We start from the raw sequence: 20468 nt of genomic DNA on the forward strand, positions 1-20468 counted from the left end.
GTGCCGTCGGCGCCAGGCTCGTCAGCTCGACGGCGTCGAGTCGTCCTCATTCTGTACTAGCGCCGCCGAGGTCAGAGAGCGCTCGACATGAGCGGTCATTAGCGCGGCGACCGCCTCCGCCTCGCCGTCGTCGACCAGTTGCGCGAGCCGGTGGTGCTCGGCGGTGTCCCGGTCGCGTGGACCGTCTCCTTCCGGTAGCTCCAGCCCCAGGCGGCGGAGCCTGTCGGTCTTCTCCCACAGCTCGTCGAGCATGCGTGTCAGCACCGCATTGCGACAGCAGCGGATCTCGGCATATGCCGCGTCGGCCTTGGAGGTGAATTTGGGCACGGCGGCAAGTGCTCCACACGGTCACTTTGGCGGCGTCGGGCCCGGCTGGCCGTCTGCTACGCCGGTTCGTGCTCTACTACGCCGGTTAGGCGTTTGTTGAAGGGCTCTGAACCCTTCAACAAACGTCGAAGTAGCGTAGTAAACGGGCTCTTCCGGTTTGAGGGTGTGGGGTTTGGGGTGTGTGGTTGTTTGCGGTTGGGTCGACCGGCCCGTGTCTGCTTGGAGGGCCCAGCTCTACTTGGACTCTGGCTGTGCTTGGGCCGCCCCAGAGGCACTGTCAGACGGTCCGATCTTGGAATGCGCGACCGCGCACGTGCGGCGTGTCCGCGGCTGTCTGTTGGCGCTCGTTGCCGTGTGTGGTGGCCCGAAGTGTCCGGGATCGGCACAAACGGCTCCGACGTCGCCTACAGTCGTGAACAGAACGTTGGAATCATGCGGTTTTAGAAACGGCTCCAGCGGTCGCCGACCGCCTTTGTGCCGAATTCGGACATTCCGCCCCACGGCCGGGGCACCCGGACACAGGCCACCCACCAGCACCGGCCGGCAACACCCAGCACCGGCACACCCGAACCGGAAGAGCCGGAGAAGGTCGTATTCGGCGAATCGGCGCCCACCGACAACGACCTCGCCAGCCCGACAAGGACCGCCGCACCGCGGCCCCGACCTCAACCACTACACCCTCAAACCGGAAGAACCAGTAAACGTCGAAGGGGCGTACCCAACGCACCCCACGGTCCCGCGCTTCCAACATCGGCCCCGTAGATCGAGCACCTACACGCCGCCCCACCTCCGACTCCCACACACACCCACCACACCTCAAACACGAAGAAGCGGATACGGACGAGCTGGCAGGGAGTCTATTGCGACTGTTGAACCGAGCACTACAATAGTCTTACAAGTTATAAGCCATAAAAAGGAAGTTCAATGAAGATCGTCTCCGCCCACACCGGCACTATCCCGATCAGTTCCCCCATCCGCAACGCCTACATCGACTTCAGCGCGATGGACTGCTCGATCCTGGCCCTGGTCAGCGACGTGATCGTCGACGGCGAGCCGGTGGTCGGATACGGCTTCAACTCCAACGGCCGCTATAACGCCTCCGCGATCATCGAGCAACGTCTTCTGCCCCGCCTGCTGGACGCTCCCGAGTCCGAGCTGGTCGACGACGACGGGGATCTGGCCCCGGAGCGCGCCTGGGAGGTGATGATGCGTAACGAGAAGCCCGGCGGCCACGGGGAGCGCTCCGTCGCCGCCGGGGTGATTGACATGGCCCTGCACGACCTGGCGGCGAAACTCGCCGGTGTGCCCCTGTACCGCTGGATCTCCGAGCACTACGGCGACGGCAAGCCCGACTCCGATGTCTTCGTCTACGCCGCCGGTGGCTACTACGCGCCCGGCAAGACCCTGACCGACCTGCAGGATGAGATGCGTCGGTTCTTGGATGCCGGATACCGGGTGGTCAAGATGAAGATCGGTGGCGCTGCGTTGGATGAGGACCTGCGCCGCATTGAAGCGGTTATCGACGGCGTCCTGGATGGCGATGGCTCTCGCCTGGCGGTCGACGTCAACGGGCGCTTCGACCTGGACACCGCGTTGGAGTACGCCCGCGCACTGGAACCCTTGGGCCTGTTCTGGTACGAGGAGATCGGCGACCCGCTCGACTACGCCCTGAACGCCGTCGTCGCCGAGAACTACCGGCGTCCCATCGCCACCGGCGAGAATCTGTTCTCCATGCAGGACGCCCGTAACCTGCTGCGTTACGGCGGCCTGCGTCCGGACCGCGACTACATCCAGGTTGATCCGGCGCTGTCCTACGGGCTGACCGAGTATCGCCGAATCCTGGACGTACTCGACTCACATGGCTGGTCCTCGCGCCGCTGCATTCCGCATGGGGGACACCAGTTCTCACTCCATATCGCCGCCGGACTGCACCTGGGCGGTAACGAGTCTTACCCGGGTGAGTTCCAGCCCACCGGTGGTTTCACCGACGACGCCCAGGTGGTGGACTCCCGTGTGGCTCCTGGCGACCTTCCGGGCATTGGGCTCGAGGGCAAGGCGGAGTTCTACTCGGTGCTGCGCGGCCTGCATGCCTGAGGCAGGAGTCGGCCAGTCAGGGCGCGGCGGTGCCGTCGGAGCCCGAGGACGACTCGGCTGAGGTGGCTGTCCCGGAAGGCGCATCCTGAGCCGTGGGGTCGGCGGTGGGCGTGCCTCCCTCGGGACACTGGACGGCGATCAGCGCCGAGCTAGTGGCGGAGCCAGGGCCGCTCCCTGATGACCGCTTGGGGTGGGACTCCAGGACGGTGATGGTGCAGCCGAGTACCTCGGCAGACGAGCCGACTGGAATCAGCGTATATGGTTCGTTCTCGGAGTCCGCGAGGCCGCCCGACTCGGATCGAGAGAAGTTGACGGCGACATTCTTCTCGCTGACAAATGTGACGACGAGCATCCATTCGACCGAGTCTCCCGTGCCGTGGCGTCCCGGCTGCTGCATCACGTAACTGCTCGCCTGGTCTCGCAAGGCCTCAACTTCGGGCGAGAGTTTGGGTGTCCCTTGCGGCAACGGGCGCCAATGGGCGTTCGCGTACAAGGCTATCCCGACGATCAGTAGTACCGCGAAAGCGGCGGCCGAGTATCGCTTAAGGTGCACGCGCCTCAATAATATGGTAGCCTTGTTCAAGTCAACTCACCTCGTTAAGATAAATGCCATCGAAGTTGTCCTTGAAGTCTTGGTAGGGTAATGTGATCGGCGCAACCTCCTGACCTCATGGGTTAACTAGCGTTATGGTGTCATCCGATGGGTCGTTTGGATCGCCAAGGTCTACCGACTCTACGTAATAGGCATGACTATAGTGTAGTCTGTCCGGCAAAGGGGTGCCATTGCTGTCAACGGCGTTGGGGCGGTATAGTTTATCGGGGTGTTGGCTCGGATCGTCGTATTCAATTTCTTCCTCCCACCAGAGGATCCCTTTCGTAGGTGCCGCCTTTGAGGCGACCGTGACCGCTCCTCCGTTGTTGAGCGTGTCTGCGACATCCTTTGCTGTGGCGTCATTGTTCCTCGTTGATTTTTTCCCGGTAATGACCTCCATGCCTCTTCCCGGTGAGTCGGATTCTATTGCTCCGTAGGATCCTTCGTATGATGCCAGCGCCTTCTCCATGATGGCGGGCCACATCTCCTTCGGGTCAGTGGATCTTGCGAAAGTCGGACTTCCTTTCCCTGTTCCATCCTGATCAACGACCTGATCGGTGGTTACAGTAATGTACACGGGGTCTCCGTCGTTGTACAGGCGCACGGTGTAGGTGCCGTTACCGTTGTCGGTGATGGCATCCTCAATGACGGAGGGGTCTGCTTGGGCCACTGCTTGCAGTGAGGTGATATACCAGCAATCTCCAACGGATCCCTGGCTAATGTCATCGGGCGACGCTCCGTCGATGAACGGCTGACTTCCTTCCGGCGCCTCTTCGTATGCCGGACTGCGTCCAGGTGCCCTTCCGGACGCATCGTCGCCCCCGACGTCGTCGAACTTCGGTTGGATGTCGTGCGAGAACCCGGCGAGGCGACGCACGGTGTCATGGGAGGCGTCCTCAAGAACCTCTTGCCACATCTCTTGGCGGCGCTGTGCGCTCCAGCCGCGGGCGCCGAAGAACCATCCGCCCTCTTCCATCTCTTTGACCCATCTTTGCAGTTCTTCGTCGCTCAAGCCGGCAATGACCGCATCCACCTCTGCCCCATTGAGTCCGGTTAGGGCCTTCTCAATCTTCTTCAGGTCGCCGGTGCCGACGCCGTTCCAGCCGCCGTCAATGCCTGCTTGAACGTCTTTTAGTGCTTTGTTGACCTTGTTTTGGTCGACCGCGGGGCGGTCCGTCGTGTTGGATGCCGCCGATGTGCTCGTGCTAGAACTGTCTGAAGTGTTGGCGGTCGCGGGATTCGCCGCCGCATTGCCGTCGGAACGGCTGCGCCCTACGGTCACCGGGGTTACCGGCTCACAAGATGAAGACCCGGTGACGATCGATTCGATCGCGCAGCCGACGCGGCTGCCTAGCTCAGTAGAGGAGACTCCTGTAATAACCGCGCCGACAAGTAGGCAAGCAAGCAGGAGCACCCCGGCATACTCGAGCGTCGTCGCGCCATGTTCGTAACACTTATTGTCGGGCAAGCCCGATCGCGCAGCTTCTTCGCCGGCGGTGTGCGGGCGACGGGTACTCGTTTTCACGGGTTGAGTCTGGCTGTCGAGCCAGTTGCCGGGTAAGGGCGCCCGCCCCAAACGGAGTCCCGTCGGCAGGGGAGCATAAGCCTGGTCTGCGGGCCCGGTTGGGCCGCGGGCAGGTTCATCGCCAAAGACGTCCCAGCCGCTCGGACAAGGGGGCCGGATCGGCGACCAGACGCCCTCGCTTGCCCACCGCATCAGTACGGTAGGCCGGCGCCTGGGAGCCAAAACGTCCAGATACGGCACGAACACCGCGCCCCTCCCAACAGGCGCCCTCAGACTCGTTGGAATCATGCGGATCTGGTGAGCGGCGTCGGGCGGGGGATCCTCGTTCGTGCCGAGTCTGGACACTTCCCCCACCCCGCCAGCCCCACCAACCGAACTCGATCGTCATATCTACCGAACTGGATGGTTATATCTACCGAACTCGATGGTTATATCTACCGAACTCGGCGAGCACACCCCCAAACGGGGTCCCGTCTGCTGGGGCGCATAAGCCCTTATGTCCTGACCCGCCGATACGGCTACGGCGGCGATGCGTCGGTGCCGGCGGCCAGCGAATCGGGACGCTGGGTGGCAATGACTGCTGGCACGCCGATCGCCGCGGCCAGTAGCCGTTAGTGTCGCACTCAGCTGACCTCGGCCAGCAGGTGCTGCATGCGGGTGACGCCCTCGGTGATGGCGTCGTCGCTCATGGCGTAGGACATGCGCAGGAAGCCGGAGGGGCCGAAGGCCTCCCCGGGCACCACCGCGACCTCCGCGTACTCCAGCAGCAGCTCGGCCAACGTGGCCGAGGAGTCGATCACGTGCCCGCGCAGCGAGCGCCCGATGAGCGCCTCGACGCTGGGGTAGGCGTAGAAGGCCCCCTTGGGGGTGGGCACCTGCACGCCGTCGATCTCAGAGAGCATCGACACGATCAGTTGGCGGCGGCGGTCGAAGGCGGTGCGCATGTGCTCCACGGCCGCCAGGTCTCCGCCCACGGCGGCTATGGCCGCCCGCTGGGAGACATTGGCGACGTTGCTGGTCAGGTGCGACTGGAAGTTGGTGGCCGCCCGGATGACGTCGGAGGGCCCCATCATCCAGCCCACGCGCCAGCCGGTCATCGCGTAGGTCTTGGCGACACCGTTGAGCACCACTGTCTGGTCGGCCAGCTCGGGCACGAGTGCCACGATATGGGCGGGCTGTGCCTCGTCGTAGAGCAGGTGCTCGTAGATCTCATCGGTGACCACCCAGATGCCGTGCTCCAGCGCCCACTGCCCGATATGTGTGAGTTCGGCGACGGTGTAGACGGCGCCGGTGGGGTTCGACGGCGAGCACAGCAGCAGCACCTTGGTGCGTTCGGTGCGGGCGGCCTCCAACTGCTCGAGGGTGACCTTGTAGTCCTGGTCCGCGCCGGCGAACACCTCCACGGTGGTGCCGCCGGCCAAAGCGATGACCTCGGGGTAAGTGGTCCAGATCGGGGTCGGCACGAGCACCTGGTCGCCCGGGTCGAGCAGTGCGGCGAAGGCCTGGAAGACGGCCTGCTTGCCTCCGTTGGTAACCAGGATGTCCTCGGGGGAGACCAGGTAGCCGGAGTCCCGCAGCGTCTTGGCGGAGATCGCCTCGCGCAGCTCGGGCAGCCCCTTGGCGGGGGAGTACTTGTGGTTCACCGGGTCCTGCGCCGCGGCCACGGCGGCGGCGACAATGTAGTCGGGGGTGGCGAAGTCCGGTTCGCCCGCGCCGAATCCGATGACCGGCCGCCCGGCTGCGCGCAGCGCCTTGGCCTTGGCGTCGACGGCGAGGGTCGCCGAGGGGGAGATGGCCGCAAGGCGGGCGGAGACTCGGCTTCTGGGGGCAGTGCTCACATGACTCACGTGCGGATACTCTCATGTGCCCGCTCCGGTAATGCAGTCGTCTTGGCGTGCGGCGTGCAGTGGTGATGGTCTCAAGGCGCATGGTGCCTGTTCGTGGGGCCGGTCGGCGGAGGCTGAAGAAGTCGACGTGTCGCAGGCCACGGGTCCGGAGTTCCGTATTCGCCGGTCGATGTGGCAAGATGGGTTGCCGCTGAAGGGCAGTGGCGCAATTGGTAGCGCACCGGTCTCCAAAACCGGCGGTTGTGGGTTCGAGTCCCGCCTGCCCTGCTGAGAACGGCGGATCTGTCGGGAGATCCCGTCGGTTCCGTCTTCTCGTCCCGTCAGGACGTGACCGGACTGTCGACCCCGAGGATCAGAGAGCATGAGCGATACCAGCGTCGCCAAGGGCGCGCGGGAGAAGAGGCGTGGCCCTATCTCCCGAGTTTCACTGTACTTCCGTCAGGTGGTCGACGAGCTCCGCAAGGTGGTCTGGCCCACCTGGAGTGAGTTGTGGACCTATTTCGCCGTGGTGGTCGTCTTCATTTTGGCGATCATGCTGTTCACCGGGGTGCTGGATGGCATCCTAGACCGGCTCGTCATGTGGGTCTTTGCCTGACGTCCGATTCGCCGCCCCGCTTCCACCGGCCGCCGTAGCCATCAGATCCAGTCCGAGGAGAGAAATACACCGTGTCCGAGGAGAACGTCCCCGAGGAGCCCAGCGCCGTCGTCGAGCCCGACCCGGTGGAGGAGTTCCGTAAGCAGATGTCCTCGCTGCCCGGCGAGTGGTACGTGCTGCACACCTACTCCGGTTACGAGCGTCGCGTCGCCGCAGACATCATGGCGCGCGCGGAGAACTTCGAGCTGGAGGACTACGTATTCGATGCCGTCGCCCCCATGGAGACGGTCATTGAGCTCAAGAACGGCAACAAGAAGAAGGAGGTCTCCCGAGTCCGCATCCCCGGCTACGTGTTCGTGCGGATGGACTTGGATGACCCGGAGACCTCCGAGCAGGTGTGGCGCACCATCAAGGACACGCCTGCGGTCACCGGTTTCGTCGGTGACCGCTACGACCCGGTGCCGCTGACCTTTGAGGAGGTCGTCTCTCAGCTCGGCCCCACCGCCAAGGAGGTCGCTGCCAAGCGCGCGGCGGCCGCCGCCGCGGCGGAGGAGGCCGCCGGCGCTCAGGTCGCGGTCGACGGCCAGGTCTACGAGGTCTCCTTCTCCGTGGGCGAGTCGGTGATCGTCACCGACGGGCCCTTCGAATCGTTGCCTGCCACGATCTCGGAGATCCACCCCGAGACCCAGAAGCTGCAGGTGCTCATCTCCCTGTTCGGCCGGGATACCCCGGCGGAACTCGCCTTCGACCAGGTCGCCAAGATCTGACCCCGCAAGCGCCCCGGGGCCTGTGCCCGCGAGGCGCTTGCGCGGGTACGGCGTCAAAGCCTGTGAGACCGCCCACCGAGGGCTTCATAGGCGGGCGCGCGGGTCTAAGATGGGCGCTCGCGTGCCCGGTACGCCCCGGCGTGCCAACGCATCAAGCCGCTGCACGGCAGGTGTGCAGCAATCCGGACAAGAAAGACCAAGTTACCCATGGCTCCTAAGAAGAAGGTCGCCGGGCTGATCAAGCTCCAGATTCAGGCCGGCCAGGCCAACCCCGCCCCGCCGATCGGCCCCGCGCTCGGTCAGCACGGCGTCAACATCATGGAGTTCTGCAAGGCCTACAACGCCGAGACCGAGTCTCAGCGCGGCAACGTCGTCCCGGTGGAGATCACCGTTTACGAGGATCGCTCCTTCACCTTCGTGACGAAGACCCCGCCGGCGGCCGAACTCATCAAGAAGGCCGCAGGTGTCTCCAAGGGCTCTGCCTCCCCCCACGCGGACAAGGTCGGCTCGCTGACCCAGGCCCAGGTGCGCGAGATCGCCGAGACCAAGCTGCGCGACCTGAATGCCAACGATGTCGACTCGGCCGCCAAGATCATTGCTGGCACCGCCCGCTCTATGGGCATCACCGTTGAGGCCTGAGAGGCTCTTAACCACCCCCTAAATCAATGAGCGTGGAAGGGTCTGCGCGGCCCGTTCACCACGACTGCCAAGGAGAAGCAGATGACAAAGCGCAGCAAGGCCTACCGCGCCGCCGCGGAGAAGATCCAGTCCGGGATCCTCTACACCCCTGCGGAGGCCGTGAAACTGGCCAAGGAGACCTCCGTGACGAAGTTCGACTCCACCGTGGACGTCGTACTCCGTCTGGGCGTGGACCCCCGCAAGGCCGACCAGATGGTGCGTGGCACCGTGTCCCTGCCGCACGGTACCGGCAAGACCGCCCGCGTGGTCGTCTTCGCACAGGGAGAGCGGGCCGAGCAGGCCATCGCCGCCGGCGCCGACGAGGTCGGCGGCGACGAACTCATCGCCAAGGTCGCGGGTGGCTACACCGACTTCGATGCCGCCGTGGCCACCCCAGACCTTATGGGCAAGGTCGGCCGCCTGGGCCGGGTGCTCGGCCCCCGCGGCCTGATGCCCAACCCCAAGACGGGCACCGTCACCATGGATGTGGCCAAGGCCGTGACCGACATCAAGGGCGGCCGCATCGAGTTCCGCGTCGACCGCGCCGGCAACCTCAACTTCGTCATCGGCAAGTCCTCCTTCTCCGAGGAGCAGCTGGCCGAGAACTTCCAGGCCGCCCTGGAGGAGGTGCAGCGCCTCAAGCCGTCCGCCTCCAAGGGGCGCTACATCCTCAAAGCCACCGTGGCCACCACCATGGGCCCGGGCATCCCCCTGGATGTCGCCAAGCTCTGAGACAAGACTTGCAGCGGCGAGGCTGACAACAAGATTGCGTTGGCGGGCCGGCTCCCAGCGAGGGGGTCGGCCCGCCGTCGTCCCATCCCGCCGAGGTCGGTCGAAGTAACCGCCGAGGTCGGTCGAAGTGACCATCGAGGTCGGTCGAAGTAACCATCGAGGTCGGTCGAAGTGACTATCGAGTTCGGTCGTCGACATCACCGGCGCTTTCGACACCGGAACGAGACCCGTCTGTTTAGGATGTCCTGCAGGCAGCAGGCCCATCGATTCCATCCGTGAGCCCCGCTTACCCAACTCCGAGGAGACGCCCATGCCACCGACCGACGCCGCACACCGCCTTGGCAGCGCCTATGTGTTGGATTCTCGGATCGGCGCCGGTGCGCAGGGCGAGGTCTGGCTCGCCCACCGCACCGACGCTCCCGGCAGCGCGTTGGCGATCAAGCTGCTGCGCGCCGACCTGCTCGAGGACGCGGGTGTGGTCGAGCGGTTCATCCGCGAGCGGGCGACCCTGATGCGCGTGTCATCCCCATACGTGGTCGGCGTAAAGGACATGGTGGTCGAGGGCAGTCGCTTCGCCATCGTCATGGACTACGTGGGCGGCGGCAACCTGCGACGCCTGCTCAACGAACGCGGTGTGCTACCGCCCGCCGAGGTGGCGCGAATCGGGGCTCTGCTGGCTCACGGGATGGCCGCCGTTCACGATGCGGGCATCGTGCATCGCGACATCAAGCCCGCCAATGTGCTGATCTCCGCTGATGGTGAGTCCCACGACGCCGGGGGTGGGAACGCCGGTGACGCCGACGCTATGCCCGTGGGCTGGACTCCCCGGTTGGCCGACTTCGGTGTTGCGCGCATCTGTGACACCGTCGCCTCCTCCCACGCCACCGGCGCCATTGGCACGCCGTTGTACATGGCGCCTGAGATCCTCGATCCCGCGGCCCCTACGCCCGCGGCCGACATCTACTCCCTGGGCGTGCTGCTGTACGAGGCGGCCTGTGGCATTACCCCGTTCGTGGGGGCACCGACCCAGGTGTTGGCGCAACACGCCCGCCGAGCACCGGGGCGTCCCGACGGCGTGCCCGACTCCCTGTGGAGCGTGCTGGAGGGCATGCTTGCCAAACAGCCGGCCTCCCGTCCCGGCGCCCGGGAGGTTGCCGCCCAGCTGGAGTCAGTCGGGCCCGCCCTTGCGGGGATCGCTGCCGCGCCGCAGCTGACCGTGCCCCCGTCGTCGTCGGCGGCCAGCGCGCCGTACGTGTGGGCCGACGACGCCCCGGCGCCTGAAGCGGCGGCTGCGCCTGTTGTGGGCGTGGGTCGCGGATCAGCCACAGCTCCCACCGTGCCACAGGCGATGGCGCCGACCATGATCGCCGGGGCTGAGCCCACAGCTGTGGTCGGCGCTGCGCCGGGCGATGAGATCAACGTGGAAACTCGCATTGGAAGCGCACCGCAGCCGGTGTCCCCCACGGTGCCGTCATCGCCGTCGGCGGGCTGGGCCCCACCGGATATGGCCGGTGATACGAGGCGCGCCGGCAACGGCACAAGGCGCGTGAGGCGGGGCGTGGTTGTAGCTGTCGGCGTCGTCGTGGCGATTGCTGTGGCGGTGGGCGGGTTATTCCTGTGGCGATACCGCTCCGGGAACGCACCTACAGATCTCGCCGTGGCCGCCCTGCCAGCCCGGGCCGATACGGTGGAGTTGCAACGGATCGCGGGAGTCGATGAGATGCGCGTCGCGCCCGATCATGGTGCCGTGGCAGCCGAGACCAGCTATAACCACTGGGCACTGTATGACCTGGACTCCGCCAGCCAGGCGCCGGTATGGTCTGGAGACTGCGACTCGGCCAGGTTCTGGACCAACAAGACTTTCCTTTGCGTACAGGACGAGACCGCGCACCTGATCGGACTGGACGGCACCGACAACACCGACGCCATCTCGATGAAGGATCGCACCGGCCTGGGAACCACCGGCAACGCCGCCATAGTAGTCGACGGCGGCTACTCAGGTTCGCTGCTGGCCTTGGACGCGAACGGCGATCAGGTCTGGCGGCGCGATGGCGGCTTCCGTAAGGCGCGGGTGACCTCGGGTTTCGTGGTCACTTATGAGACCGGTTCTAAGCGTCTGCTCGTGTTGTCAGCAGAAACCGGTGAGGTGCTCCTGTCCGAGGCTGCCGAAGACACTCCGGATTTCGATTCCTACCTGCCCGGTGGTGTCGGCGTGGATGTAGGTACGCAGGCCTTCTACGTGATTTCCGGAGACCGTGCCACCGTCTATGACGCCACCGGCGGCGAGGTCGGTACGGTGGAGGGGGCGCTCGCACGTTCTGACTGGGTGGTCTCTGATGACGTAACCCCGGAGCAGCTGGTGGTGCTGCTGCGCAGCGCCGCCGAACACGGTGGCGTGCGCGTGCGCGGCAGTGCCGCGGAGACGGGGCTGGACGTGAACGTCATTGCCTGCACGGCTAACGGCCCCGGGGCGGTGTCCTACGCCGTACCGGAACGCACAGATGGGGAGGCCTGTGTTATCACGCCGATGGGTTTGATCGGCGGGGACGAGGGCGTGCTGTTCATCATGGGCCAGCCCTCCACGCGTACAGACGCTACCGGTGACAATCTGATCGCATACGGACTCGACGACGGCCAACGGCTTTGGCAGGTGGCCGGCTCCCTGGTCACGGTGCTCCCGCCGTCTGACAATGCCGCAGGCAAGGCGGCGGGCGCGGCCCGAATCCTGGTTCTTGAGGGTGACGACCTGGTCGTGTACGGGCTCGTCAAGCAGTGAGACGCCGTGCCCGTCATGCCTGGGCCACCGGGATGTCGGTCAGACGTGCGGCGAGGTTCTTGCCGGGCAGGTCCACCGTTACGGTTTCGCCACCGGGGTACGGCCAGACCAGCGGCAGGCGCATTGCTTCGCCGCGTACGATCGTGCGCACATGACGGTTGGAGGTCGGGATGTACTCGCCCTCGGCGTCGAGGTAGTTTGCCGCCAGAAACCGTGTGGAACCCGCCAGCAGAGTCGGGTTGTGGACGGCACTGAATGAGTACGGCCAGTGCAGGATCTGCAACTCGCTGGGCAGGGCGAACAGGTTGACCGTGATGTTTACATCCTCCTGCGTGCTCAGCAGCAGTGAGCCCGTCACATAGTCACCCACACGTGTCACGGACTCCATTGACAGGTGGACGGTCTGGTCATTGATGCGCACGTCCACGCCATCGGCGCCGGTAGCTACCGGGCCGACGGAACGGGGCATCTGCCCTGATGAGGCGTCGGCCTGACCGGCCTGAGCGGCCGGAGCCACCGCCAATGCGGTCGCCTCCGCCGGGTTCTTGGGCTTGAGCACCACCTCGACTCTTCGGTTGGCGGCGCGCGCCTCCGGCGAGTTTCCCTCAGCTCGGGGCTCAGACTCCCCCTTGCCCACGACGGTGGTGTTCCAGTGTGCCAGGTCCGTGAGTTCGCCCAGCCGATCGGCGACCGCCTGGGCGCGGCGCTCGGACAGGGGCTGGTTGTAGTCCTCATCATCGACGTCGTCGGTGTGTCCCGTCACCGACAACTCTCCGCCGGAGGGGTAGCGCGTCAACTGCTCGACCACCTTGGCCAGGACCTCGTCCGCTTGCGCGGACAGTTCCGTGGAGTCCGAGCCGAAGGTGACATCGCCCGAGACCGTTACTGTGGTCGAGTTCTGGTCCGCATCGGTGTCGTAGGAACCATCCGTGGCTGCCACCAGCGTACTGAGCCGGTAGGGGCCGGGGTCGGCCTCGCGATCAATCTCCGCCACGCTGAGCATTTCACCCACCTCGAAGCCGGCCTTCTCGGGGCTGACCACCGGGATGCCCACGGCCACGCCGACGCTCGGGAGGAACAGCTCGACGGTTTCGACGCCGTCGTCGACCGCCTCGAATACGGGGAATACCTCCACGGAGGATAGGCGGGAGATCGTGTCGAACAACCCGTCGGAGCGGTCGCCGAGCTCGGGGAAGACTAAGGACTGGCGCAGCGACAGCAGCAGCATTCCTCGCATTGAGGACAGGGCGGATGCGCTAAAGGCCGAGGAGAGGGTCAGTTCCTTGTCGGAGTCGGTGGATACCTCCACGCGCATGATGGTGTAACCATCCTGCACCGTGGCGGGGCCGACCCGGAATGTGGCCGGCACGCCGTCGAGAGCCGATTCCAGCGCGACGGCGCCGGTTGCGTCGGCCGTCGGTACCGCGGGTGCGCTCACGGCCGGGGAGGCCGCGGAGCCGGTCGGGGAATCGGTTACATCCGCCGCCGAGCGGAGCGGATTGCCGGAGCATGCGGCCAGACCGGTGCCCGCCGCGCACAGCGACAGGAGTGACAGCATGGAGCGGCGGGGGAGCCCCTCAGGGTTGCGGAGCATGGACTGCATGATGCGCCTTTCTGAAATGAATGGAACTCAATTGAGCTGACGTGAAGACACTATTGGTGTAGGGCGATGGCTGCGATGGGCAGAAGTCAACGTCTACCCGGGTATACCCGGGTAGTCCCCGGGTGGATGGGGAGACCTACCCATGGCGGCCGCGTGACGGCGACGTTATGTTCGTTGTGTTCCTGTTCTCGACCGGAAGGCGCCTACCGTGCCGACAGTTCATGCTTACGCGGCGACTGCGTCGCTTGTCTCCTTAAGGACACGTCTTCGCGTTGGCGGGCGCGTCTCGGGGCGGCGCCGGGGCGCAAACAGGGGCGCAAGCCCCTGGGAGGGGGCGACCTGCCCATCTAGCCTGACTACGGGCGTGCCGATCCGCGGTCTCTTCGTGCCGAGACGCACGCCCGGGGAGGGCGTCTTCGGGACCTCCTCATGCGTGAGTTGGAGGAATACATGGGACGCGATGGCACACTGGTGCCAGGAAACCTGGTCGCAGTTGCGGTGCTCGGGACGGCGGGCGTGGTGGCGCTACCGCATCTGCCGATGCCGCTGGAGGGACCGGTTCGTCTGGGTTCACTTCTCGCGGTTCGTCCACTGCTGTTCGCCGATGGGATCTGGGCGCTGTTCGCAAGCAGTCTTGGGCTGCTGCTGCTGGGGCGACGGCACGGCATTGATCGCGGAATCAGGGCGGCGCATGTTCTTGCATACGCCTTCATCATCCCAGCCGGCGTGGTTGGTGCCCGTGTCTTTGGCGGGGGTGTATTCGATGCCGCACTGGCCGAGACACTCGTTGCCATTGTCATTGGTGCGGTCCTGCCCCTGGTCCGGGGAGGCGGGAGTACCATGCCGCAAGGGGGCCGAGGCTGGAATGGCCGTGGCGAGAAGCTCGGTGGTGGACTGCGCTACTGACGTTCCGTATGCGATGTGGCGATCGTCTCGTGACAATTACTTTACGTGCGGGCCTTGGGGTCGCTACCGTGAGCGTCGTGCCCGTTGCGCAGTTGTAATGTGGCGCGCCAATGTTCCTACCCCAGCGCACCCCTCGGGAGCCCGATCGTGATCCTGCATTCCGCCGTCGCCGTAGGTGACCCTGTCCCGGATGACTGTCGGGCACTGTCGTCGCTTGATGAAGCGGTGGATGCAATCGCTTCCACTGCGCAGGACTCGATCCTGGTGTGCTCCCGTGAGGTCGCGGCGCGTCCGTCGCTTGTGGCCAGGGAGGTATTGGCCCGTGCAGACGTAGCCCTGATCCAGGTTTCCGGTTCTCCGACGCAGCAGGCCCTGGCCGTCAGGAGCCTGTGCCTACTGCCCGTCTCCGCCTACGGTCTGGCGCAGTCTGTGGTAGACGCCGTGCGTGCTCAGTGCCGCACCAGGGCGGCAATGTCCTCCGTGACGCGGCTGTCCCAGGCCCGGCCGAGTCTTACGCAGCATGTGCGCAGCTTTTTTCCCGGCGCCTCTTTCGACGTGGACCTGGGCAGTGGCGATGTTCGCTCGGCCAAACCCATCGAGTGGGATGTCCGGGGCGCCAGGGATATCTGCTGGGCGGTATGCCAGGACCTGGGTGATTTCTCGGTCGCTTTGGCGGGTGGACGGCCAACGGTGGTTCTGCCACCCGCCGCCGACTCCCCATACGGTGCACGCAGATGGGCCGAGGTCTCCGCCGTGGAGGACTTGGAGCTGGCGGTGAGCCGGGCACTTACTGCCGTGCACGCCGTCGGCTGTCGCGGATGCGGCAGAACCGTCCCGATTACCGGGTGCCCGTTCTGCGGGACCTGGATGCGCTCAACCAGCCCCGTTGTAACAACTCCTACTGTTGAGAGGCAAATGTAATGAATCCACGCCAGCGGCGAGGAGTGCTCTTGCTCCTGGTCACTCTTCTAGGCGCGGCGCTGACCTTCGTCGGCGTCGCCGCCTATGTCAGTTCCATCTCCTCGCAGGTCGGGCCGATGACGCAGGTGCTGGAACTGACCAACGATGTTGAGGCGATGCACAGGATCACCGAGAGTGACGTTGAAGTCGTCGAGGTGCCTAAGCGGTGGGCGCCGGACAACGCGGTCTCCTCATACGGGCAGGTTGAGGGATTGGTGACGGTGGGCGCATACACCACTGGATCGGTGCTGCAGACGGGTATGCTCACGGACCCGCCGGGGCTGTCCGAGGGCAACCGTGAGGTTGCCATCATGGTGGACGCAGAGACTGGCGTGGCCGGACGCATCTCGGCGGGCGACTACGTGGACATCATTGCCACGGTGGAGGACGAGAACACCAAGGAGCGCACCGCCCAGGTGGTGGTGCAGAACGCGCTCATCATCAACGTGGGTGTGGCCACGACGGTCGATTCCGAGGACTCGTCCGGCGCCTTCTCCGAGAGTCAGGCCGTGCCGGTCACCTTCGCGCTGTCCACCACGGACAGCCTGAAAGTCGCATACGCGGAGAGTTTCGCAGTCAAACTCCGCCTGGCGCTGCGAGGCACCGGCGACACCTCACCGCTTACCGACGATCAGTCGACTTACAGCGCGCCGGTGTCCGCGCCGGCCGACGCCGCAGCAACGGATCCGGGCTCGGCCGCCTTTGAAGGCAACATTGAAGGGAACCAGTCATGACCCAGGTACTACTGATCACCTCGGATCCGCAGACGCCGGCGGCGGTGACGGCCGTATTGGAGGAATTAGACGGGTTCTCCGCACCCGTTGTACTGGCTTCCATGGCCCAGGCGCGACTGGAGTTCCAAAGGCGGGATATTGATCTGGTGCTGGTGGATGAGTCCGTCGAGGACAGCCAGGGGCATGCGGTGTTGCGCGAGATGGCGGTGCTAGCACCGCTCGTCCCGACCTGCCTGCTGACCACCAGGATGGATACGGAAGGCGTGTTGCGCGCCGTCGACGCTGGGGCTCGGGCGGTACTACCACTGCCGCCATCGGTGGAGCGCTACGCGGAGCGCCTACGGTCGCTTTCGGCCTGGACGCGTGCCGCGCACGGATACGTTGAGGAGGAGCGGGAGTCCCTGGGGCGCCCCGTGGGCCGCGTGGTGGCACTCATCGGGGCCAAAGGCGGCGTGGGTACGTCCATGATCGCACTGGCGGCTGCCAAGGCCGCCGCGGGACGAGGACGCACGGTGCTGTTGGACCTGGACTTGCGGGGCGGCGATCTATCCTCCTATTGCGGCATCCGGGTGCGGCACTCGGTGGTGGATCTGGTCTCCGTGGCTGCGGAGATCGGGGGTCGTGAGGTCTCTGAGGTGGCCTATCCGGTCAGATCTGGAATCGAACTGCTGCCCGCGCCGGAGCACGGCGAAATGGGCGAGGAGATGACCGAGGCGGCCGCACGGCAGATCGTGCAGGCGCTGCGCTACCAATACGACCACGTGGTTATCGACTGCGGCTCCCGCCTGGATGAGGGGACTGCCGGCGCAATGGAGCTGGCCGACACGATTGTGGTGGTGGCCACTCCGGAGGTGCCAGCATTGCGTGCGGTGCGACGCTTGAAGGAGACGCTGGAACGACTCGAATTGGCTCGCAGTACGCCGCTGCAGGTGGTGCTTAACCGCACCTCCCGGAACAATGAGATTCAGCCTGCCGGTGCTGCCAAGCTCGTTGACAGTCCGCTACTGGGTACCCTGCCTGAGAGCATGCAGCGCCTGGAGCCCGCGCTGAACACGGGGACCTTGCTGGAGCTGGAGTTGCCGGTGCTGACGGAGATCGGACAGGCGGTAGCAGATCTACTCGCTCCTGCGGCGGCTGTCACCGCGGTGAAGGAGCCCAGCATGGCTGCGGGCGCGCCAGCGCCAGGACTGCAGGTGGGGGCTGCAGAGCTGCCACCGGCCTACGCACCGGGAGTATCGGCACCTGCTGCGCAGGCTCCGGCCCCGCCTCCGCCTGTTGCGCCGTCGGCACCGCAGGGGCGGCGTGCCAGGCGCACGGCCGAACGCGATGACGATACGCGACCGGGCAGGCGACTGCCGTTCGTCGGTAGACGCCGCCGTAGGGTGGCGGACTCCGGCGAGCGGGGCGCCACCGCGGTAGAGTTCGCCGGCGCCTTCATCATCGCACTGGGCGTGTTCTTCCTTTGCTTCGAATTGCTTCTGTTCGGAGGCGTGTCCCTGGTGGCGCACAACTCCGCGCAAGAGGCGGCCCGTAACTACGCCGTCGGCATGTCTCACCAGCAGGTGGTGGCGGCGGTATCGGAACGCATGCCGGGCTCGCTCGCCGCCGGGCTGAGCGTGACCACCTCCGGCTCCGACGTACGGGTCGCCATCGAGATCCCCGGAATGATCCCGGGCATCGGGCCGGCCGTTGGAACCGCACATGTGGAACGGGAGAGGTGAACGGCAGTGAAAGCAACAGCAGCGAAGCCGCGGAGAAACGGACGGCTTGCTAGGCGACTGCGTAGGCGTGATGAAGGGCAGTCCGCCATTGAGTTGGCGGCATTCATCCCCATTGTGCTGATCGTGCTGATCATTCTCAGCCAGGGGATCGCTGCGATGATGGCGGCCTCGCACGTGCGGGACGCGGCCAGGGACGGTGCGCGTGCCGCCGAGCGGGGGGATTCCGTATACAGCGCAGTCACGGCGTCCATGCCCGACTGGATCGAGCTCGGTTCGGTCACCGCGTGCGGCAGGGGCTGCGTGCGGGTTTCAGGCAGCGCCCCGATCGGCATCCCGGGCGTAGTTGAGGTGACTCGCGTGCAGCTCAGCTCTGAGGCCACGTTCCGGCAGCGGGAGGGATCGTAATGGCACTGAGAGACCGCGTGGCCCCCGAGGCCCTCACCGATGAGAACACCGAGCTCGTCAAGCGCTTCCGTGCCCGGCTCCTTGAGGAGATCAACATCGAGGAGGTCACCAGCCTGGAAATGCCGCAGAAGCGCGCGCGACTGGAACGCGTGCTTGCCCGCATCCTTTCGGTTGAGGGTCCGGTCATGTCTACCCGCAACCGCGCCCGGCTCATTCAGCGGATTGTCGATGACACGGTTGGATTGGGCGTACTCGAGCCGCTGATTGCGGATGACTCGATCACCGAGATCATGGTCAACGGCGTCAATGATCTGTTCGTGGAGCGCAACGGACGCATTGAACGCATCCCGGCGGCATTTACCTCCGAGGAGGAGCTCTATCAGGCCATTGACCGGATCGTGTCCACGGTTAACCGACGTGTCGACGAGTCCAGCCCGATGGTGGATGCCCGCCTGGTGGGCGGCGAACGTGTAAACGTGATCATTCCACCGCTCGCACTGGACGGGCCGACGATGACGATCCGACGCTTCCCCCGGCCCTTCCGCATGCCTGACTTGGTATCCCGATCCTCGCTGCCCAAAGAGGCGGCGGAGCTGCTTAACCAAATGGTGCGGGCGCGCCTGAACATCCTGGTCTCTGGCGGTACCGGCACCGGCAAAACGACCTTCCTCAATGCCTTGTCGGGGCTCATCCCGGACCGTGAGCGCATCATCACGATCGAGGACTCCGCCGAGTTGTCCCTCCAGCAGAGCCATGTGGTCAGACTGGAGGCTCGGCCCGCCAACTCCGAAGGCAAGGGACAGGTGACCATTCGTGACCTGGTGCGCAACTCGCTGCGCATGCGGCCTGACCGGATCGTGGTCGGTGAGGTCCGCGGCGGTGAGACCATGGACATGCTTCAGGCAATGAACACTGGCCACGAAGGCTCACTGACCACCGTGCACGCCAACTCGGCCCGCGACGCCCTGAGCCGTCTGGAGACCCTGGCCAGCATGTCCGATCTGGAGCTGCCGGTGGAGACGGTTCGGGATCAAATCAACAGCGCCATCGACGTGATAATCCAGCTGGAGCGGGACACGGTTGGCACGCGTCGGGTGCGGCAGATCGAAGTGGTCACCTCTGAGCACCGCGACAACTATGCCACCCAGCCGATTATGCGTTACATGGAGACCCGGTCCCAGGGCGGCGTCTTCCGCTTCCAGGGTCTGCCGGAGGCGACGGCGTCCCGCCTGGCCCTGCTGGGCGAGCCCCTGCCAGCGCCTTTTGCCGGAGGCGCGGTATGACGCCATCGGTACGCATAATCCTGTTGACGCTCATAGTCACCTTGGTGTTCGGCGTATGGGGTACTACGGTGCTCCTAGACGAGTCCGGACGCCGCCGCGCCCTATGGGAGGAGACGGTTGGGGCGCGCGCCACGGGTTCGGAGCGATTCATGCTGATGGAACGGCGACTGACCGGCCGCGGGCCTCTGGGGGCGCTGGCCCGCCGCATGACTACGGCGGGCGTAAGCTGGTCGCCTCTGCTCACGGTCACGGCGATTGCTGCGGTGATGCTGACGGTGCTGATCGGCGGACGCCCACTGCTGGGCCAGGTTGCCAGCATCATATTGGCGCTCATGCCGCCACTGGTGTTTTGGCAGTGGCTCAGCCGCCGCCGTGCCAAGCGCAAGGAGGACTTCATCGCCCAGCTGCCGGAGTTGGCGCGAGTGGTGGCCAACGGCAACTCGGCCGGTCTGTCCATTGGACGCTGCCTGGCTATGGCCGGGAGGGAGCTAGCCGAGCCGGCCGGCGCGGAGATGCGCCAGGTCGCCCAGCGCCTTGACCTGGGCATAGGCCTGGACCAGGGGCTGCACGAGCTTGCCGAGAGGCTGCCATCCCGGGAGATCGACGTGCTGGTGCGCACGATTGTCATCCAGTCCCGTACCGGTGGCGCACTGAGCGATGCACTGACCGATATCTCCCAGACCTTGGAGGACCGCAAGGAGCTGCGCCGCGAGGTGGGCACCGTGATCCTCGGCGCCTCGGTTGCCGGATACGCGGTGACCGCCATCGGCATCGGAGCTATCGTGGTACTCAACCTGATGCAACCCGGTCTGCTCGATGAAATGGCGGGGAGCTTGGTGGGGCGACTCGTCATGCTGGTGGCCGCCGGCTTCTTCGCGGTGGGCTTTGTGCTCATGCGGGCCGTATCGCGGGTGGAGGTGTAG

Annotated in this window: 18 protein-coding genes and 1 tRNA gene; 14 read left to right on the forward strand and 5 right to left on the reverse strand. The window is 65.5% G+C overall.

Going from position 1 to position 20468, the window contains the following annotated elements:
• Positions 1–21: 21 nt before the first annotated feature.
• Positions 22–327 (reverse strand): FCD domain-containing protein, encoded by a 306-nt coding sequence (locus CWT10_RS03310; protein ID WP_103063793.1) that lies wholly within the window; start codon positions 325–327, stop codon positions 22–24.
• Positions 328–1251: 924 nt separating this feature from the next.
• Here CWT10_RS03310 and CWT10_RS03315 point away from each other — a divergent pair.
• A complete protein-coding gene (locus tag CWT10_RS03315; protein WP_103061669.1) occupies positions 1252–2421 on the forward strand; it encodes a mandelate racemase/muconate lactonizing enzyme family protein in 1170 nt (389 codons plus the stop codon).
• Between the two features lie 16 nt (positions 2422–2437).
• Here CWT10_RS03315 and CWT10_RS03320 read toward each other — a convergent pair whose 3' ends face one another.
• The 3 genes from CWT10_RS03320 to CWT10_RS03330 all read right to left on the reverse strand — a co-directional run bounded on the left by CWT10_RS03320 (position 2438) and on the right by CWT10_RS03330 (position 6376).
• Entirely contained in the window at positions 2438–2821 is a 384-nt protein-coding gene (locus CWT10_RS03320) for a hypothetical protein (protein WP_128683257.1), read from the reverse strand.
• A 268-nt stretch (positions 2822–3089) separates the two neighbouring features.
• Entirely contained in the window at positions 3090–4538 is a 1449-nt protein-coding gene (locus CWT10_RS03325; RefSeq protein ID WP_158247569.1) for a C2 family cysteine protease, read from the reverse strand.
• Between the two features lie 623 nt (positions 4539–5161).
• Positions 5162–6376, reverse strand: a complete 1215-nt coding sequence (locus tag CWT10_RS03330) for a pyridoxal phosphate-dependent aminotransferase (protein ID WP_103061666.1) — start codon at positions 6374–6376, stop codon at positions 5162–5164.
• A gap of 203 nt (positions 6377–6579) precedes the next feature.
• On the opposite strand from CWT10_RS03330, the gene CWT10_RS03335 reads away from it, so the two are divergent.
• The 6 genes from CWT10_RS03335 (at position 6580) to CWT10_RS03360 (ending at position 11933) form a co-directional block, all read left to right on the forward strand.
• Positions 6580–6652, forward strand: a tRNA-Trp gene (locus CWT10_RS03335).
• Positions 6653–6746: 94 nt separating this feature from the next.
• On the forward strand, positions 6747–6980 hold the full coding sequence (gene secE / locus CWT10_RS03340; RefSeq protein WP_103061665.1) for a preprotein translocase subunit SecE: 234 nt from the start codon (positions 6747–6749) through the stop codon (positions 6978–6980).
• 71 nt (positions 6981–7051) lie between these two features.
• Positions 7052–7747: a transcription termination/antitermination protein NusG gene (nusG, locus tag CWT10_RS03345; RefSeq protein WP_103061664.1), complete on the forward strand. Its 696-nt coding sequence runs from the start codon at positions 7052–7054 to the stop codon at positions 7745–7747.
• A gap of 207 nt (positions 7748–7954) precedes the next feature.
• Positions 7955–8386 carry a 50S ribosomal protein L11 gene (rplK, locus tag CWT10_RS03350; RefSeq protein ID WP_103061663.1) on the forward strand — a complete coding sequence of 144 codons (432 nt, stop codon included), beginning with the start codon at positions 7955–7957 and terminating at the stop codon, positions 8384–8386.
• 81 nt (positions 8387–8467) lie between these two features.
• The gene (rplA, locus tag CWT10_RS03355; protein WP_103061662.1) at positions 8468–9157 is read left to right on the forward strand and encodes a 50S ribosomal protein L1; all 690 of its coding nucleotides are present in this window, start codon (positions 8468–8470) and stop codon (positions 9155–9157) included.
• Between the two features lie 310 nt (positions 9158–9467).
• Positions 9468–11933, forward strand: a complete 2466-nt coding sequence (locus CWT10_RS03360) for a serine/threonine-protein kinase (RefSeq protein WP_103061661.1) — start codon at positions 9468–9470, stop codon at positions 11931–11933.
• Positions 11934–11946: 13 nt separating this feature from the next.
• Here the strand turns inward: CWT10_RS03360 and CWT10_RS03365 are convergent, their stop codons facing one another.
• Positions 11947–13536, reverse strand: coding sequence for an OmpA family protein (locus tag CWT10_RS03365; protein WP_233187967.1), 1590 nt, complete (start codon positions 13534–13536; stop codon positions 11947–11949).
• A gap of 429 nt (positions 13537–13965) precedes the next feature.
• Between CWT10_RS03365 and CWT10_RS03370 the strand changes: the two genes are divergently transcribed.
• The 7 genes from CWT10_RS03370 (at position 13966) to CWT10_RS03400 (ending at position 20468) form a co-directional block, all read left to right on the forward strand.
• Positions 13966–14442, forward strand: a complete 477-nt coding sequence (locus CWT10_RS03370; protein ID WP_128683259.1) for a hypothetical protein — start codon at positions 13966–13968, stop codon at positions 14440–14442.
• Positions 14443–14589: 147 nt separating this feature from the next.
• On the forward strand, positions 14590–15363 hold the full coding sequence (locus tag CWT10_RS03375; RefSeq protein WP_103061659.1) for a hypothetical protein: 774 nt from the start codon (positions 14590–14592) through the stop codon (positions 15361–15363).
• 23 nt (positions 15364–15386) lie between these two features.
• Positions 15387–16136, forward strand: coding sequence for a Flp pilus assembly protein CpaB (gene cpaB, locus CWT10_RS03380; protein WP_233187972.1), 750 nt, complete (start codon positions 15387–15389; stop codon positions 16134–16136).
• The gene (locus CWT10_RS03385) at positions 16133–17857 is read left to right on the forward strand and encodes an AAA family ATPase (RefSeq protein WP_103061657.1); all 1725 of its coding nucleotides are present in this window, start codon (positions 16133–16135) and stop codon (positions 17855–17857) included. Before cpaB ends, CWT10_RS03385 begins: the two co-directional genes overlap by 4 nt.
• Positions 17858–17863: 6 nt before the next feature.
• Positions 17864–18262, forward strand: coding sequence for a TadE/TadG family type IV pilus assembly protein (locus CWT10_RS03390; protein WP_233187966.1), 399 nt, complete (start codon positions 17864–17866; stop codon positions 18260–18262).
• Positions 18262–19545, forward strand: a complete 1284-nt coding sequence (locus CWT10_RS03395) for a TadA family conjugal transfer-associated ATPase (RefSeq protein WP_103061656.1) — start codon at positions 18262–18264, stop codon at positions 19543–19545. Before CWT10_RS03390 ends, CWT10_RS03395 begins: the two co-directional genes overlap by 1 nt.
• Positions 19542–20468: a type II secretion system F family protein gene (locus tag CWT10_RS03400; RefSeq protein ID WP_233187965.1), complete on the forward strand. Its 927-nt coding sequence runs from the start codon at positions 19542–19544 to the stop codon at positions 20466–20468. The genes CWT10_RS03395 and CWT10_RS03400 overlap by 4 nt, the downstream gene beginning before the upstream one ends.

Origin of the sequence: Actinomyces qiguomingii, assembly GCF_004102025.1 — a bacterium.
In the GTDB taxonomy this organism is placed as follows: domain Bacteria; phylum Actinomycetota; class Actinomycetes; order Actinomycetales; family Actinomycetaceae; genus Actinomyces; species Actinomyces qiguomingii.